General features: G+C 40.7%; 15 protein-coding genes. 6 read left to right on the top strand and 9 right to left on the bottom strand.

What is annotated here, in order from left to right; translation table 11 throughout:
- The first annotated feature begins 231 nt into the window (after positions 1–231).
- Positions 232–1,407: a zinc-binding dehydrogenase gene (locus tag RMA94_RS07765; protein WP_311082433.1), complete on the top strand. Its 1,176-nt coding sequence runs from the start codon at positions 232–234 to the stop codon at positions 1,405–1,407.
- 103 nt (positions 1,408–1,510) lie between these two features.
- Here the strand turns inward: RMA94_RS07765 and RMA94_RS07770 are convergent, their stop codons facing one another.
- Entirely contained in the window at positions 1,511–2,458 is a 948-nt protein-coding gene (locus RMA94_RS07770; protein WP_311082435.1) for a LysR substrate-binding domain-containing protein, read from the bottom strand.
- Between the two features lie 246 nt (positions 2,459–2,704).
- On the opposite strand from RMA94_RS07770, the gene RMA94_RS07775 reads away from it, so the two are divergent.
- From RMA94_RS07775 to RMA94_RS07785, 3 genes are all read left to right on the top strand, one after another.
- A complete protein-coding gene (locus RMA94_RS07775; RefSeq protein WP_311082436.1) occupies positions 2,705–3,925 on the top strand; it encodes an acyl-CoA dehydrogenase in 1,221 nt (406 codons plus the stop codon).
- Positions 3,926–4,151: 226 nt separating this feature from the next.
- Positions 4,152–5,474 (top strand): MFS transporter, encoded by a 1,323-nt coding sequence (locus tag RMA94_RS07780; RefSeq protein WP_311082438.1) that lies wholly within the window; start codon positions 4,152–4,154, stop codon positions 5,472–5,474.
- Between the two features lie 51 nt (positions 5,475–5,525).
- A complete protein-coding gene (locus RMA94_RS07785) occupies positions 5,526–6,755 on the top strand; it encodes a CaiB/BaiF CoA-transferase family protein (protein WP_262463002.1) in 1,230 nt (409 codons plus the stop codon).
- Positions 6,756–6,840: 85 nt separating this feature from the next.
- Here the strand turns inward: RMA94_RS07785 and RMA94_RS07790 are convergent, their stop codons facing one another.
- Both RMA94_RS07790 and RMA94_RS07795 read right to left on the bottom strand, forming a co-directional pair.
- A complete protein-coding gene (locus RMA94_RS07790; protein WP_311082439.1) occupies positions 6,841–7,500 on the bottom strand; it encodes a VOC family protein in 660 nt (219 codons plus the stop codon).
- Positions 7,501–7,514: 14 nt separating this feature from the next.
- Positions 7,515–8,063, bottom strand: a complete 549-nt coding sequence (locus tag RMA94_RS07795; RefSeq protein WP_032007290.1) for a TetR/AcrR family transcriptional regulator — start codon at positions 8,061–8,063, stop codon at positions 7,515–7,517.
- A gap of 98 nt (positions 8,064–8,161) precedes the next feature.
- Here RMA94_RS07795 and RMA94_RS07800 point away from each other — a divergent pair, with 98 nt between their 5' ends.
- On the top strand, positions 8,162–8,695 hold the full coding sequence (locus RMA94_RS07800) for an HPP family protein (RefSeq protein ID WP_032007289.1): 534 nt from the start codon (positions 8,162–8,164) through the stop codon (positions 8,693–8,695).
- A gap of 78 nt (positions 8,696–8,773) precedes the next feature.
- On the opposite strand, the gene tcuB is transcribed toward RMA94_RS07800, so the two are convergent.
- The 6 genes from tcuB to RMA94_RS07830 all read right to left on the bottom strand — a co-directional run bounded on the left by tcuB (position 8,774) and on the right by RMA94_RS07830 (position 15,872).
- Entirely contained in the window at positions 8,774–9,907 is a 1,134-nt protein-coding gene (tcuB, locus tag RMA94_RS07805; RefSeq protein WP_019767948.1) for a tricarballylate utilization 4Fe-4S protein TcuB, read from the bottom strand.
- A complete protein-coding gene (gene tcuA, locus RMA94_RS07810; protein WP_311082442.1) occupies positions 9,897–11,303 on the bottom strand; it encodes an FAD-dependent tricarballylate dehydrogenase TcuA in 1,407 nt (468 codons plus the stop codon). Before tcuA ends, tcuB begins: the two co-directional genes overlap by 11 nt.
- A 103-nt stretch (positions 11,304–11,406) precedes the next feature.
- Positions 11,407–12,336: a LysR substrate-binding domain-containing protein gene (locus RMA94_RS07815; protein ID WP_311082444.1), complete on the bottom strand. Its 930-nt coding sequence runs from the start codon at positions 12,334–12,336 to the stop codon at positions 11,407–11,409.
- A 132-nt stretch (positions 12,337–12,468) separates the two neighbouring features.
- Complete coding sequence (locus tag RMA94_RS07820; RefSeq protein ID WP_057085133.1) at positions 12,469–13,263, bottom strand: substrate-binding domain-containing protein; 795 nt, start codon at positions 13,261–13,263, stop codon at positions 12,469–12,471.
- 91 nt (positions 13,264–13,354) lie between these two features.
- Entirely contained in the window at positions 13,355–14,665 is a 1,311-nt protein-coding gene (locus tag RMA94_RS07825) for an MFS transporter (RefSeq protein ID WP_068526752.1), read from the bottom strand.
- 277 nt (positions 14,666–14,942) lie between these two features.
- Entirely contained in the window at positions 14,943–15,872 is a 930-nt protein-coding gene (locus tag RMA94_RS07830) for a LysR family transcriptional regulator (RefSeq protein WP_005803313.1), read from the bottom strand.
- Between the two features lie 794 nt (positions 15,873–16,666).
- Between RMA94_RS07830 and RMA94_RS07835 the strand changes: the two genes are divergently transcribed.
- Positions 16,667–17,719, top strand: a complete 1,053-nt coding sequence (locus RMA94_RS07835) for a tripartite tricarboxylate transporter substrate binding protein (protein WP_068526751.1) — start codon at positions 16,667–16,669, stop codon at positions 17,717–17,719.
- Positions 17,720–17,736: the final 17 nt, after the last annotated feature.

The following is a 17,736-nucleotide window of genomic DNA, read 5'->3' on the forward strand; positions in this document are numbered from 1 at the left end:
GTCTGTGTAAGATACGAGCACCAAGATTTTTATTGTTTTTAATTTCGCTGAGCCTATTTTTTGTTGACTCTTCAATAGTGGATTGGCTGAAGAATGGTCATTGGTATTTTGGCTTTTACTTGTAAAGATGAATAAAGGCTTGCTAAAGACCAAACTGATAAAGCGATTAATTTATCTGTAGAAATCTATTTCTGGCAAGTAAATGAAAAAAAAGAAATAGGAAGCACTCAAATGAAGTCGGTACTTTGTCATCAAGCAAAACTACAAGTGGTGGACCAACCAAAATTAACCCCTGCTAAAGGACAGGTTTTATTGGAAGTGGTGCGATGTGGGATCTGTGGCTCTGATTTGCATATGCAGCATCACTGCGACCACATGCATGATTTGGCTGCACGTGTAGGGTTTAATGGTTTAGCGAAGTCTACAGATCCGTTTGTACTAGGACATGAGTTCTGTGGCAAGGTTTTGGATTATGGTCCAAAAACACGTCATAAATTTAAAGCAGATACACTTGTTTGTGCAATGCCGCTTTTAAATGTAGATCAGCATGGTTACTTGTCTACAGGACTTTCTCCAAATGCTTCGGGCAGTTATGCCGAGCAAGTATTGGCTCAGTCGAGTTTGATGTTTGAAGTACCCAATGGTCTAGATGCAGATAGTGCTGCCATGACTGAACCTATGGCGGTTGCATTGCATGCTGTTCGCCGTAGCCGTGTAAAAACTAGTGAACCTGCGATTGTAATTGGCTGTGGTCCTGTTGGGCTAGGTGTCATATTAATGCTTAAAGCAGCTGGGGTTAAAACCGTAGTTGCCAGTGACTTTTCTCCAAACCGTCGTAAGCTTGCCGAGCAATGCGGTGCAGATATTGTGGTAGACCCTAAAGAGACATCGCCATTTGCTAACTGGAAAGAGTTTGGTTTACTTGGCAATGTATCAGATGCGATTAATATGGGCATGGGGCTGTTTGATAAGTTGCAAGCAACTCGCTTACCGTGGTGGCATGGATGGCGCATGATTGATAAATTAGGTGCTCTGCCAAAACGTCCTGTTATTTTTGAGTGTGTGGGCGTACCGGGTGTCTTGCAGCAAATTATTGAAGGTGCACCTTTGTTTTCCCGAATTGTTGGGGTGGGTGTCTGCATGCAAAGTGACAAAATCGAACCAGCACTTGCGATTAATAAAGAGTTAGAAATTCAGTTTGTGTTGGGCTATACACCGCTTGAGTTTAGAGATGCGCTGCATATGATTGCAGAAGGTAAAGTGAACTGTTCACCGCTAATTACAGGTGTTGTTGGCCTAGAAGGTGTTACGAGTGCATTTGAGGCATTACGTGACCCTGAACAGCACGCCAAAATCTTGATTGACCCAAAACGTAGTGGTTCAGACATTCAATTGATGAGTCATTAATTCAAAGTCATTTACACTTAACTAAAAAGATTGTGATTTGATTAATCACAATCTTTTTTATGTTTATAGATCGCAATATGTGGCATAAATCAAAGCTGCTAAGCTAATTGGTATTACTTTTTAACTGCTCTAACTCTTGGTAAATCCACTCAACAAATTTTTGAATAGTCGGTGAGATGTCTTGGCTCGAATGAATAAGGTAATACTTTCGGCTACCTTTTAATTTTTTATTGGAAACAATCACCAGTTCCTTTTTTTGTAATTCAGACTCAATCAACATTTGTGGAATTAAGGCCATTCCCATGTCATGGCTTGCAGCAACCGCAAGCATTGAAAATAACTCATGGCGTTGTCCATCAAAAGGCTTCGGGTGTTGCATCTGATGGGTTAGAAACCATTCTTGCCAAATGCTAGGCCGAGTGGTTTGTTGAAGTAGGGGGATTTTCAGTAAATCTTCAGAGCTTAAATCATAGGTATTTTCATTGATCATGACTGCATCTGGAAAATACTTTTCGATGAGTTTTGGTGAGCATACAGGTACAATTTCTTCATCCATTAAATAATGTGCTTGTATACCGGGCCAGTGGTCAATTTGCTGCTGAGTACCTGCAAAAATAGCAGCATCAAAAATATTATCGTTAAATAAAAAAGGCTTGGTACTGGTTTCTAAGTGAACCGTAATTTCAGGGTGTTTTTGATTTAAAAGATGAAGCTTGGGTAACAGCCAGCGTGTTGCAAAGGTAGGAACCACACCTAATTTTAGTGTGCCACCTAAACCTTTATGAGAAATCACATCGGCTGTACATTTCTCTAGACCTAATAGGTAGGGTTTAATGCTTTTAAAATATTGTTGGCCTGCAATGGTGAGTTCAACGCCATGCCGAGTACGTATAAAGAGTTCAACGCCCAAGAAATCTTCTAACTGCTGAATTTGGCGCGAGACTGCACTTTGGGTAATACATAACTCTTGCGCAGCATAGGTATAACTTAGATGTTTTGCTGCACTTTCAAAGCAAAGCAGGCCCTGAATGGATGGGATACTTCTTCGCATAAATAAAATCCTTTTATTTGTCGTCATATTTCAAAACAGCATATGACCTAAATGCAGAGAGCAGAGTTTAGTATAAAAATAAGCCATTTTTAATGAAATACAACGAATTAAATATCTAAATTTAATGCCTCTTATTTTAAATATGCATAAGTTGCATATCTGCATGAACATTTATCGTTTGATTACTGCATTTTTCACGCATAACATCGAGTTAAATAAAGAAGATCAAATCAAGCAGAGGATGCGATGAATCACATGGTGACAACAAAAAAAGCAAAAGTTCAATTTAACTGGCAAGACCCATTTTTAATTGAGCAACAGCTTACCGAAGATGAGCGCATGATTCGTGATGCTGCTCACGCCTATTGCCAAGAGCGTTTGCAACCACGTGTACTTGAACAATTTCGTCATGAAACAACAGATCCATCTATTTTCCGTGAAATGGGAGAGCTCGGCTTACTGGCTCCAACCATTCCTGAGCAATATGGCGGCGCGGGTTTGAACTATGTGAGTTACGGTTTGGTTGCACGTGAAATTGAATATGTCGATTCGGGTTACCGCTCTATGGCGAGTGTGCAAAGCTCATTGGTCATGGTTCCGATTCATGAGTTTGGTAGTGAAGAACAAAAGCAGAAGTACTTACCTAAACTCGCTACTGGTGAATACATTGGTTGTTTTGGCTTGACTGAACCTGACCATGGTTCAGACCCGGGCAGTATGATTACACGTGCTAAAAAAGTTGACGGTGGTTATCGTTTGACTGGCGCCAAAATGTGGATTACCAATAGTCCAATTGCCGATGTATTTGTCGTTTGGGCAAAAGAAGTTTCTGCTGAAGGTAACGTGGGTGATATTCGCGGCTTTATTTTAGAAAAGGGCTGGGAAGGTCTATCTGCACCTGCCATTCATGGCAAGGTTGGTTTACGTGCCTCAATTACAGGTGAAATTGTAATGGATAACGTTTTTGTACCTGAAGAAAATGCATTCCCTGAAATTCGAGGTTTAAAAGGTCCATTTACCTGTTTAAACAGTGCGCGTTATGGTATTGCATGGGGTGCGATGGGGGCTGCCGAGTTCTGCTGGCATACCGCACATCAATACACCATGGACCGTAAACAATTTGGTCGTCCGTTGGCTGCAAATCAGTTGATTCAAAAGAAACTCGCAGATATGCAAACTGAAATTGCATTAGGCTTGCAAGTAGCTTTACGTTTTGGCCGTATGAAAGATGAAGGCATTGCGTCAGTTGAAGGCACATCTCTAATTAAGCGCAACAATTGTGGAAAGGCGCTTGATATTGCTCGTATGGCGCGTGACATGATGGGTGGAAATGGGATTAGCGACGAGTTTGGCGTAGCACGTCATTTGGTTAACCTTGAAGTCGTAAATACCTATGAAGGCACACATGACGTTCATGCCTTAATTTTAGGTCGTGCACAAACGGGTATCGCAGCATTTAGTAACTAACTCATTAATTTTTAAAAGATCGAGGTGTTCTTTCGAGAGCACCTTTAGGGATTTTTACGCAAAAATTTATGGAAAATGACAAGATTCATCGTAAGGATACTCATGTGAAGATGTGCCTCTGTGTACTTAAAACCAAATGTAAGATGATGAAAATATAGAAGATTAAGTCATACAGAAAACATAAGTAGGCTACCGATGACTCATTTGGGAAAATGAGGAGCTAAATATGAACAATGACGTTCAAGTAATATCGAAAGAATTAAGAAATACATTTCCAAGTAACCTTGGAACATACGAAAGGATTGGACCTCATACATGGAAATGGGCCTTGTTATTTGCCTATTTTGCAATGGTGGTCGATGGTATTGATATTATGCTGCTGTCTTATAGCTTGACCAGTTTAAAGGCAGAGTTTGGTTTAACTACCTTTCAAGCGGGTGCATTAGGCAGTGCTTCTTTGGCGGGTATGGGTATTGGCGGTATTTTGGGTGGTTGGGCATGTGACAAGTTTGGTCGTGTACGAACGATTGCCAACTCAGTTACTTTCTTTTCGGTAGCGACTTGTTTATTAGGCTTTACGCAAAGCTTTGAGCAATTTATGGCTCTACGTTTTATTGGTGCTTTGGGTATTGGAGCACTCTATATGGCTTGTAATACCTTAATGGCTGAATATGTACCGACTACTTACCGTACAACGGTCTTGGGCACACTACAGACAGGTCAAACCGTAGGTTATATTGCTGCGACGTTATTAGCTGGCGCAATTATTCCAGATCATGGCTGGCGCGTTTTATTCTTCCTGACCGTAGTACCTGCTTTCGTCAATATTTTCCTGCAACGCTTTGTGCCAGAGCCAAAATCTTGGCAGCTCACCAAAATTGAAAGCTTACAAGGCAACAGACAACCTAAAGAAATGGTCGTGGCTGAAAAGCCGAAAAGTAGCAGCATTTATAAGCAAATTTTTAATAACTTTAAGCACCGTAAAATGTTTTTGTTGTGGATGACCACAGCATTCTTCTTGCAGTTTGGCTATTACGGCATTAACAACTGGATGCCAAGCTATTTAGAAACAGAAGTGCATATGAACTTTAAAAACTTAACCAGTTATATGGTGGGTTCATATACAGCAATGATTCTAGGCAAAATTTTAGCGGGTTATCTTGCCGATAAATTTAACCGCCGTGCTGTTTTTGTGTTTGGAACAATTGCCAGCGCCGTGTTCTTGCCAATCATTATTTTCTTCAATACCCCTGACAATATTTTGTATTTATTAATCACTTTTGGCTTCTTATATGGCATTCCATACGGTGTGAACGCGACTTATATGGCTGAAAGTTTTTCAACCGATGTGCGCGGAACAGCCATTGGCGGTGCCTATAACATTGGTCGTGTCGGGGCTGCGATTGCACCAGCCACCATTGGTTTCTTGGCATCGGGTGGTACGTTTACCATGGCCTTTATTGTGATGGGCGCTGCGTATTTTGTTGCGGGTGTATTGCCGGGCTTATTTATTAAAGATCGTCAGTACGATCCGCAAAAACAATCATAAACAATGACAGGGAGGTGCATTAGCACCTTCTAAAAAGATAAGGGTATCGTTATGGGTGCATTACAAGGAATTCGGGTTTTAGATTTAAGTCGTGTACTTGCGGGGCCATGGTGTGGGCAAATCTTGGCAGACCTTGGCGCGGAAGTCATTAAAATTGAACGTCCTCGAGTAGGTGATGACACCCGTATGTGGGGTCCACCATGGATGCCCGATCAAGATGGAAACATGACCCATGAATCTGGTTATTTCCAGTGTACCAACCGCAATAAATATTCGGTTGCGGTAGACATAACTACACCCGAAGGTCAGGCCTTAATTTATGAAATCGCCAAGACCGCCGACGTGATAATTGAAAATTATAAGACAGGGTCTTTGGCTAAATATGGTTTGGACTATGCTTCCTTAAGTGAGTTGAACCCAAATATTGTTTATTGCTCGATTACTGGTTTTGGGCAAGATGGTCCACGTGCAGAAGAACCCGGTTATGATTTTATTATTCAGGGTATGTCTGGCTTAATGAGCATTACTGGCGAGCCTGATGATGTGGCAGGCGGCGGTGCACAAAAGGTTGGTGTGGCTGTGGTAGATATTCAAACTGGATTGTATTCCACCATTGCCATTCAGGCCGCATTGATTGCACGCTCACACACGGGACGCGGTCAGTATATTGATATGTCACTCCTTGATGTACAGGTCGCGGCACTGGCAAATCAGGGAATGAACTATTTAGCTTCGGGTAAAGCCCCACAGCGCATGGGTAATCAACACCCAAGTATTGTGCCATATCAAACTTTTAAGGCTAAAGATAAAGAATTTATTATTGCTTGCGGTAACGACAAACAGTTTAAAGATTTGTGTATTGCGATTGGTTATTCAGAGCTACTCGAAAATGAAAAGTTTGTGCGCAACCAAGACCGTGTCAAATATCGAAATGAACTGATTCCTTTATTGTCGGAGCACTTTTTACAGAAAACTGCTAAAGAATGGGTCGACATGATTCACGCGCTTAAAGTACCCGTAGGTGTTATCAACTCTATTGAAGATGCTTTGGCTGAACCACAAATCGTCCATCGCAATTTGGTGGTCAATATTCCTCATCGTTTAAATGAAAACTTTCAAACGATTGGTTCACCAATCAAAATGTCTGATACTCCAGTTGAATATCATCATGCACCACCAGAGCTTGGTGAGCATACGGCTCAAATCTTATCCAGATTTAAAACAGCAGAAGAACTGGCTACGTTAAAAGAGAAAGGCATTATTGATGGGAAGATTGCTTAAGCTATTGCCGTTTTTAATGTGATTCAATTTAAATAAAACTGTGATTTGCCATAAATCACAGTTTTATTATTAAAAAATAAGACACTTAATATTTAAAAATAAGCGGCAGTTCTGGTCTGAAATCATGAATCATTCCTTGAGGTTCATGATCAAAACTAATTTCCATTAAGTGTTCCGATCCATCAGTCACTTCAAAATCATCAAGTGTATTGAACAGTAACGAAGTAGGATGCTGCTCAAGGTTTGGAATAGAAACCTTAATCGCGGTGATCTCTGATAAATCTTTGCTATGCACAAGTGGTTGTTGTTTGTCTTTTACAGCAAGGTCTGGTCGTGAAGCAAATGAAAGGAAGAACCACATCGGTTCAGATACCACAGAATCTTTGGCAACATTTACTTCTAAGCTGGCTGGTAAATAGCTTGGCTTGTACACCCAATGAGGAAATTTTGCACCGTTACCATCTTTATTTTTAGGGCGAAAACAAATACCAAAAGGGGACGCGATATTATTTTGAGTATTTAGTCGCTCAAAAAGCAGAGTAGGTTTGGTGAGATCACTTGAGGCTTCTTCTGGGTTATTTAAAAAGATTAATTCGATAAAGCTATTTTTAAAGAAAAAGCGTCTGTTTTCGGTACCTTGACCCAGATGCTTATTGGATGAACCTTCTGTTAGACCAAATTTTTTTAAAGTTTCAGCTTCTGGAGCGCCTGATTGTACACAAATAAAAATATGGTCCACTTCCATTTTAAGTTCTCATGCTAATGTTGATGAATATTAAATAATTGATTAATCGAATTTTTCATGTTTATCGCAAGTGTTTCATCGAAACCATCGACTAAAAAGCGGCTAATGAGTCCTTCAATCACCGTATAGATCAGCTCAGATAAAGCTTCACCATTCGGTATATTGCAGTTTTGCGCAATCAATACTTTAATCCATTGTTTATGGGCTTTAGAAATAGAAATAATGTCTTGATCATCTTGGTTAGATTCTGCGACAGCTCTTACAAATAAACAGCCTTTAAAAAAATCTTGTCTAAACCAGTTAGAGTGCCAATCCAGAATCTTATTGATGGCTTCTAACCCTGTTGCATCTCCAATATAGCCCAAAAGGCTTTGCTTAAACCGTTCATCACGTGCAACGAGCACAGACTTAACCAGTTGATTTTTATTTTTATAGTACGTGTACATGGTGGTTTTAGAGCAGCCAGATTCATCCCGAATCAGGTCAACACCAACCCCGACGAAACTATTTTCATTAAATAACTTCTCGGCTGTGTCTAATATTTTTAAGGCAGATTTTGACATGTGTCTTTTCCAAAAAATAAAATAGTACAGATCTGTACTATTTGAAATTTTATCTATATGCTTTTTAAAAAGCAACTTCTGTCTCAGGAATAAAAATCATGTTCTCTATTTTTTATGGCAAAGAAAAACTAGCACCATCGCCCAATAAAATTGATATTTTAAGAAGCCTTGTTGGGGGGACGGTCAGTATTTTTATACTGTTGTGGTTGAGTAAGATCACACACAATATCTTTATCATGGCGCCGTTTGGTGCGACCTGTGTATTGCTCTATACCGTGTCGCAGTCACCTTTGGCACAGCCGAGAAATATTATATTTGGACATCTTATTTCAGCTTTTGTAGGTTTGTTTTTTCTAAAATTTGTCGGCGTTTCCATTTTTACAATTGCTTTTTCCGTGGGCTGTGCCATTGCGCTCATGCAAGTGTTTAAATGTGTTCATCCACCTGCTGGAGCTAATCCTTTGGTTATTTTGCTCACCGCAAGCAGCATACATTACGAGTGGAGTTTCTTAATTTTCCCTGTTTTGGTTGGTGCAGTGTCTTTGGTTTTGGTGGCGATGCTGATTAATAATATTAAAGCGAGTACGAAGTGGCCGATGTATGGCTTAGGAATTTTAAATAGTAAAAAGTAGGTGGGGTATGAAATATTTTGAGCTTAAAAATAATAAAAGTATTCACTATGCCAAGATAGTGAATACTTTTGAATGAAATTATGACTTCTTCGAAATACGCTCTTCGATAGCAAATTTGAGTAAAGAAGCACTGCGGTAAAAACCATGTGCGAACTTTCCAAATGGCATGGTAATAAAGAAAGTCATGACAGTGGCTAAATGGAAAATCAGTAAAAGTGCCATGTAAGGGGTATTGCGAAATGCCATGAGTGCTAGCCCTGAAGCGCTAACGATAAGTAGAAGGAAAATAAAGCCTCGATCTACAGGTTTTTGCTCACGGTCACCATGCAACGGATGGCGTTTAAGATTTAAATAGAGTAAGCCAGCAGGCCCGACAACTAAGCCAATTCCACCTAAAGTGCCTAAAATCACAGGCAAGCTTAGGTAAGGATAAGGTGCATGTAGGTCAAGAAAATAATGATATAAAGTCGCTACACCTGTAGCTGCAAAGCATAGCATAAAGCCATAAAACGTCAGGTGATGGAACACACGGCGGATTTGTGTGTAACGGTCATCTTGCTCATTACAGCCTTTGCCATGTCCACCATCTAAATATTTAAGGGTTAATACATTTTGGGTAGCTTGAACCAGATCGGGTTTCTCAACTTTGCCATGAATGACTTTAGAAGTTTGTCGCCAGAATTTGCTAATTCCAATGCCGAGCAGAACAATTGCAACTGTAAAGGTCGCTCCAAATAATAGAGCTAAAAAGTTATGCGGGAAAATCGCATAGAAATTACCTTGATAGCCTGCAAACAGGTCGGTACCTTTGTACCACACCACAGCTAACATGCAAAAAAAGAAAATAAGTGTTAACGCCGAGACAAAAGGAATACCCACAGATTTATAAAGTCGACCTAAAGGCTGAGGGGTCGCAAACTCTTGGTAAGTTTCTAAACGTACTTGTGCCATCGCTTTTGGAATGTTGACGCCAAACTCATGCGGTGGCGCATATTGGCAAGCGTGTAAACAAGCACCACAGTTATGGCACAGGTTTGCGAGGTAATGAATATCGGCTTGGTTAAACTCAAGACGTTTGGTCATGGCCGCAAATACAGCACAAAAAGACTCACAGTAGCGACAAGCATTACAAATCTGTAGAGCTCTTTGGACTTCTTGCTCATGGTCAGAGAGCTGAACAACTGGAATTAGGGCTTTGCTATTAGCATTCATGTTCAACTCCTTGTGAAAGTGCATAGTGGGCGGCATTTTTTCCGGCAATGCGTCCAAATGTCGTTCCGATTGACATGCCGACACCTGCGGTATAGCCCTGACCAAGTACGTTACCTGCCATCATTTCACCTGCGACAAATAGGTTACGGCTTGGCTTATTGTTAAAACGCACAGCAGCATCGTCTTCGACTTTTAAACCTAAATAGGTAAAGGTAATGCCGGGTTTAAGGGCATAGGCATAGAAGGGTGGCTGGTCGAGAGGAACGGCCCAGTGGGTTTTGTTCGGAACAATATTTTCGGTGGTGCAGTCATCTAAAACGGTATGATTAAAGGTGCCTTGCACACAGGCTTGATTAAATTCTTCTACGGTATGGCATAAGGTTTTGGCATCTAGCCCGATTTTTTCGGCTAACTCTTGAATGCTATTTGCTTTTACACCAGCAAATACAGGTGGCATAAAGCGACCAATGGCTTTTGAATCAATAATCGAATAAGCAATTTGCTGAGGTTGTTTAGCTACAAGGCGGCCCCAAATCGCATAACGTTTTGGCCAGAAGTCTTCACCTTCATCGTAAAAACGTTCAGCTTTGTTATTGACCACAATACCCAAAGAAACGCAGTCAATGCGAGTACAAATACCACCATCATATAATGGTGCGCGTGCGTCTACGGCGACGCAATGTGATTGTGATGGGTCACCAATAATATCGGCGCCTTGATCTATCATAAATTTAAGCAAGTTGCCCTGATTAAAGCGGGTTCCGCGAATAATGAAATTATCGGCAGGCCATTCGCCATTTTCATTTTGTCCCCATGCTTCTCTTAACCATTCCAGATTTGACTCAAAACCACCTGCGGCCAATACACAGCTTTTCGCTTTAAACACATGACCATCTTCCGCAATTGCAGCTTCAAAATGTCCTTGGTTTAACTTTAGATCTTTAATTTTTGTGTTGTATAAAATTTCGATACCAAGTTCTTGGGCACTACGGTAATACGCATTAATGAGGGCTTTACCACCACCCATAAAAAATGCATTGGTACGTGCAACATGCAAAGCACCCGATAGCGGTGGCTGAAAATTCACACCATGTTTACGCATCCAGTCACGACAAGTCGCTGTGCTACGAATGACCAGACGAGCTAAATGTTCATTGGTTTTCCCCGCAGTCACTTTAAGTAGGTCTTGCCAATATTCTTCTTCGGGATAGGCGTCAACCAATACATCTTGAGGAGCGTCATGCATGCAACGGAGGTTACGAGTGTGTTGTGAGTTACCACCACGCCACTCTTTGGGCGCTGCTTCTATTACCAGTACAGAAGCGCCACTTTCTTTTGCCGTGAGCGCGGCACACAGTGCGGCATTCCCACCACCAATTACAATCACATCATGCATGGATTTCTCCCTTTCTCAGCTAGGGCTAATGTAGCTTTAAAAGGGAAGATGAAGTGAGAGGCTAGGCTTGAATGGGTGTTTAGTAAAAATAAACACTAATAGCTTAAGTGTTTATGAGTTTCGCACCGGGCCAGCGCTTTTCATTAATCAAGTTTGCTACACAGGCACGAATCACCACTTTCGTAGCTAAAGTAGCTGGGGAGAGTTCTTCTTCAGAGAGACTAATTAAATAGTTAATACGCTCAATGGCAGGTTCTACAACGCGTAGCAAACACAAGTCTTGCCTTGAGTTTAACGATGCACCCGCAGGTTGAATGGTTGCCATTTCGAGTTGACTAATGCTTTCCATTAACAAATGCAGCCCATCAATTTCATAGGTCACTTTAAGTTGATGAATTTTCTGTTCGAGCAACAAGCGCAGCCCATGTCGTTGACTCGGTAAAATCAGGGGAAGTTCTTTAAGCTGCGAATGAGTAATGGTCTGAGTATCGATACAGCTTTCAAGGTGGTACTGACTCAACACTTCTTTAGGCGAGATTAAAAACATCTGTTCTTTGACTAAAGGCTGTATGGCCCACTGTGGGTCGACATCGTCACTAAAGATGATGGCAACATCGAGCTGCCTTGCATTAACCAAGGCTTTGAGATCACCCGATAACCCTTCAATTAAACGGACTTTAATATCGGGATAACGATTTCTCATGAGTTTTAAAAAGTGCGTGCCAATAACAGCCGCAACACTTGGTGAAAAACCGACGGTGACGTGACCACTTAAACGTGAAGAATGCGCAGAGTCTACGGCATGGTCTAGGTGTCTAAGCGCCAGTTGCACTTGTTGAAAAAAAGCTAAACCCGCAGGGGTGGGAACCGTACCCAAAGCGGTACGTTGTAAAAGGCGAATAGAAAGCTCGCTTTCTAATTTTGAGATTTGCTGGCTTAATGCAGAAGTTCCAATATCGAGATTTTTTGCAGCTTTACCCAAGCTTCCTGACTCGATCACTGCAATAAAATACTTTAATTGTTTGAGTTCCACGGCAAATACTACATTAACCTTTATGGATTAATTCTACACTGGTTTATCGCTATAGATTTTGTTCTATTGCTTTGAGTAAACCACTAAAAGAGAAAAGGCAACATCACCTCAAGATATTGCCTTTTAGAGCTTTTATTCTTTAACTTGCTCAAGACCCTGTTCTTCAATAATTTGTGTTGCTTGTGGCGATTTCACAAATTTAATTAACTCTTTTGCGACTTTTGCATGTTCCGAGTTTTTACCAATGCCTGCCGCAAATACCGTCACTTTTTGATACGGTGCAGGAATTGGACCGACTAATTCAACTTGACCATATTTGCCAGTAAAAGGTTTGATTTCACTAATTTGCTGGAAACCAATATCAAACTGGCCTTCGGCGATACGTTTTGCAACGCGGTCACCAACTACTTTTTCTGCCTTACTCGAAATTACTTTGTACTCGACAGGCGGGAAGCTTGGGAAAACATCTTTTTCAAGATGCGTACCGCTCGCACTTGCTGAATAGCCGATATGCTTGGCATTTAATAAAACTTTTTCAAATTTTTCTGCAGAACTAATATCTGGCTTTGGTGCCCCTTTAGGCACAGCCATGCCAATGCTTGAGTTCACTAAAGCACTTTGTGAATTTGGGTCTACATAACCCTTTTCTGCGAGCTTGCTCAGTTCAGGAGCAGCCAAGACCACCACGTCAAAACGTTCACCACGATCGAGTCGATTTGGAATTGCAGTTGGTGATGCACCCATTGATGAACCAGATGAGAGATGTACGGTATGGCCTGTTTGTTTTTCAAATAATGGAATGAGTTTTTCCATAGATGAATAAAAACCACCTGAGCTAATCACTTCGATTGTATCTGCGTTAGCAAGAGTTGAGCCTAAGCCAGCACCAGCTAGGCAAATGGTCATGAAGATAGGGGACTTTTTCATAATATCTCGCTTTAATGACAGGAGAACACAGTACGGAGACGTAAGATCTGCCGTACTGTTCATTAAAATTTCAGGTTAAATAGTTGTTGTTTTAAGCGCTAATTTTTGCAGGTTCAGCAATCGCATCAGTATTTTTCTGTTTAGAACCACGGCATAGATACAAGCTTGAGATGAGGCTACAGACCGCAGCAAGCATGAGCCAGAAAGCAGGGGTACTTGGGTTGCCTGTGTTTTCGACAAGGAAGGTACAAGCCATTGGGGTCATACCACCAAAAATAGCGGCTGCAAGGCTGAACGCTAAAGAGAAACCAACTGTACGTACACGTTTCGGCATCACTTCTGCAAGGGTTGCGACCATGGTTCCGTTGTACATACCAAAGAAGAACGAGAAGTAAGCAAGCGTAATTAGAAGGTTTGAGAAGCTAATGTTGTTCACTAACCAACTTAAAACCGGATAACTTGTAAAGAGAGCAAGTGTAGTAATACCGACTAGTACTGGACGGCGGCCAATTTTGTCTGAAAGCAAACCACCCATTGGTAACCAGAAGAAATTAGACAAACCAACAAACACAGTTGCTAAAAGGCTATCTGTTACTGACATTTCTAAAGTACGTTTTGCATACACTGTAGTGTAAACCGTAATAAAGTAGAAAGTGGTCGTCGTCATTGCACTCATCATCATGCCTGCAAGGACGATGCGCCAGTTGCTTGCCAGTGTGCTGAAAATTTCTTTGGTCGATGGATGAGTCTTTTGCGCTTTAAAGTCTTCAGTTTCCTCTAAAGTACGACGGAACAAGAAGATTAACGGAATAATCAAACAACCGATTAAGAACGGAATACGCCAGCCCCATTCACCCACTTGAGCAGTAGTTAAAATGGTGTTGAGCCAGTAGCCAAGTAACGCAGCAAACACAACAGCAACTTGTTGACTGCCAGACTGCCAGCTTGTGATAAATCCACGATTTTTATCTGTTGCAATCTCTGCGAGATAAATCGACACACCGCCAGATTCAACACCTGCCGAGAAGCCTTGTAATAGACGTCCAATCACCACCAAAATCGGAGCAATAATACCTATGGTTTCGTAACCCGGTACAAAGGTAATTAAGATGGTTCCGATGGCCATAAGACTTAAAGTAACAATAAGACCTTTACGTCGACCAACTCTGTCGACATAAGCGCCCAAGAAAATAGCGCCGAGAGGACGCATAAGAAAACCCGCAGCAAATACGGTAAATGTCATCATTAAAGAGACATATTCATTTTCAGAGTGGAAAAATTTTGCCGCGATATAAGTGGCATAGAAACCAAAAAGAAAAAAGTCGTACTGCTCTAAAAAGTTGCCACTCGTTACATTTAATATTTTTTTAAAAGTAGCCCTACGGTTATTCACGACATCCATTGGAGACCTCCTTGGCCTGACAAAATGGAAACATTCACGATTTTCGAGGCTGGACCTAAATTGATTCAATCAATAAATCTAAAGAGCAAATGGGTTAGAGATGAGATTTAGCGAGGTCCTTTGCAGAAAATGTGATGCCTTGTTTCCAGTTCAAACTACACATCTATATTTCGATAAGCAGAAAACCACTTATCATTCGGACGAAAATGTAATCTCAAAAAGCAGGAGGGAGTGAGAGGGCAAAATTAATTAGGTATTTAATAAAATTAATGACTCTTTATAAAATAATTTCCGAACATGGCCAAATCTGGTTTTGAATCAAATCTTTCACGCAAGCCTTAATGGCTGACTTTGCGGCAAGTGCGGCAGGTGATAATTCTTCTTCGGCAAGGCTTACCAAGTAATTGATTCGTTCAACTTCAGGGTCTACTAACTTGAGTAATTGAAGCTTATGTTTGTACTCTTGCAGACAAGCGCTACCTGGGCGGACGCTGGCAAGGTCGAGGTGAATTAGACTATCCATGAGTAAGTGTAGGCCATCAATTTCATAGACGACATTAAGCTGACCAATCTTGTGCTCAAGCAACTTTCTTAAGCTATGGCGCTGACGTGGTAGTACTAAAGGAAGGTCTCCAATTTGTTGAGACTGAATAACGCCACTTTTGATGCATTCGGCAAGGCCATATTCTTCTAGCACTTCCTTGCGTGCCATTAAATACATTTGCTCGCGTACCAAAGGCTGTATTGACCACTGCTTATCAATTTCATTGGTAAAAATAATCGCGATATCGAGCTGACGCGAGTTAATAGACTGAATTAGATTGCCTGATAGCGTTTCCACAATTTCTAAACGAATATCTGGGTAACGTTCAGACATTAGTTTCATTAAAGGGATGCCAATCAAAGCCGTAATGGTCGGTGGAAAGCCAAGGCTGACATGTCCAGACAGTCGTGCAGAATGAGCAGCATCTACCGCGAAGTTTACTTGACGTAAAATAAGTTGAGAATGTTTTAAAAAGGCGAGTCCTGCTGGAGTAGGGGTGACCCCAAAGGCATTACGCTGTAATAGGCGAATGCTTAGCTCTTGTTCTAATTTACTAATTTGCTGGCTAATAGCAGAAGCACCCACATCGAGTTTTTGGGCAGCTTTACCAATACTACCTGCTTCAACCACAGTTAAAAAATATTTTATTTGTTTGATTTCCATAATAAATGTGTTCGCTCATCATCCTTGATTTAATTTGTACAGATATGAAGGATTGGGAAATCTATCATGTGCTTTAATATTAACAGCAATCCATAAAAAAGATCTTTAATTTGATATTCTAAAAACAATAAAAACGATCTTTTTCAACTTTAATATTAAAATTTCTCCTCTAACTTTTATTTATTATTACGATAAATTTACCGCTAGATTTTCAGTCTTTCACATTCCCTTTTCTTAGAATTTTAACCTATTTAATTTTACTAATGCCCCCTTTAATTTATTGGTATCACGATGTTTTCTTGATCTGTGCTTTAATCTTTTCAAATGAAAAAAGGAGCACATTAAATGCATGATGCATTAAAAAATATGATGGATTTTCAAATGATGAAGAAGAGTAACTGATTCAATAACTATTGGAAAAATATATGAGTATTTAGCTCATTTGATCAGAAGGGAAGATTGGGTAAACAGGTTTATTTATTTAAATATTAACGTTACCCATTGCATGGATATGCAAAAGACAACTCAATAGATTAAGTTTTTACTATCTTGTTGTTATTCATCAGTATTATTTAACCAAAGCATTTTTAGATATTTTTGCAAAGGTTTTAATTCTCATTATAGATCTGGTGATTGTCCTAACTTTCCCTCTCCTTAGCTATTTCTTTCAGTCGATTGATTCGTAATTTTTTTAGTAACGCTGCATTACTGAAATTCGCTGTGAAAAAGTGCATTTCAAAACATAAGACCAAAACTAAAAACCGATAAGCATGATCGTGCCAAGGAGGTCGATTATGGAGATTGGTAAAAATCAAAATATGAATAGAGCAAAACGTTATAAGGATGTATGTAACATGAAAAATTTAACTTTACTCGCATTAACATGCGTCAGTGTGACAATGGCTGGGTGTGGTTCAGGAAATGCTTCTAAAGAGGCGGGTCAGCCAAAACGTCCGGAATGTATAGCCCCAGCTAAGCCGGGTGGCGGGTTTGATATGACCTGTAAATTGATTCAATCTGGCTTTAAACAAACAGACCAGCTCAAAGATCCAATACGCGTAACCTATATGCCGGGTGGGGTAGGTGCCGTAGCCTATAACAAAATCGTAAACAGTGACCCTGCGAATAATAATGCTGTGGTTGCATTTTCCACTGGTTCACTTTTGAACTTAGCACAAGGAAAATTCGGACACTTCACTGAAAAAGATGTGAAATGGTTGTCTGGCGTCGCCGTCGATTATGGTCTGGTTTCGGTACATAAAGACTCACCATTGAAAAACCTTGATGACTTGATGAAAGCACTCAGAGAAAATCCAAAAGCACTTAGCTTTGGTGGTGCCGGAAGTGTGGGTGGTCAAGACTGGATGCAAACAGCAATGTTGGCAAAAAAAGCAGGTATTAGTCCTGCCGATTTAAGATTTGTTGCACTTGAAGGCGGTGGGGAAGTGCTGACTTCATTACTGGGGCAGCATATTCAAGTTGGGGTCGGCAATATTAGTGAAGTCAGTTCATACCTAGAGTCTGGTGATATTCGGGTATTGGCAGTTTTTGCTAACAAGCGTTTAGACGGGAAGTTCTCAAAATTACCTACTGCAAAAGAGCAAGGCTATGACATTGAGTGGCCGGTGATCCGTGGTTTCTATATGGGACCTAAGGTCAGTGATGAAGCTTATGGTTGGTGGAAAAATGCCTTCGATAAAATGATGGCTAACCAGAAATTTAACGCAGTCCGTGAAAATCAGGATCTACTCCCATTTCAGCTGACAGGTGAAGAACTCAAAGCTTATGTTTATAAACAGACCGCGGAAATGCGGCAGTTATCGCAAGAATATAAATTATCACAATAACAAATCGGCTGGGTTGA

Source organism: Acinetobacter sp. V115_6, from assembly GCF_031799025.1.
Taxonomy (GTDB): Bacteria; Pseudomonadota; Gammaproteobacteria; order Pseudomonadales; family Moraxellaceae; genus Acinetobacter; species Acinetobacter pittii.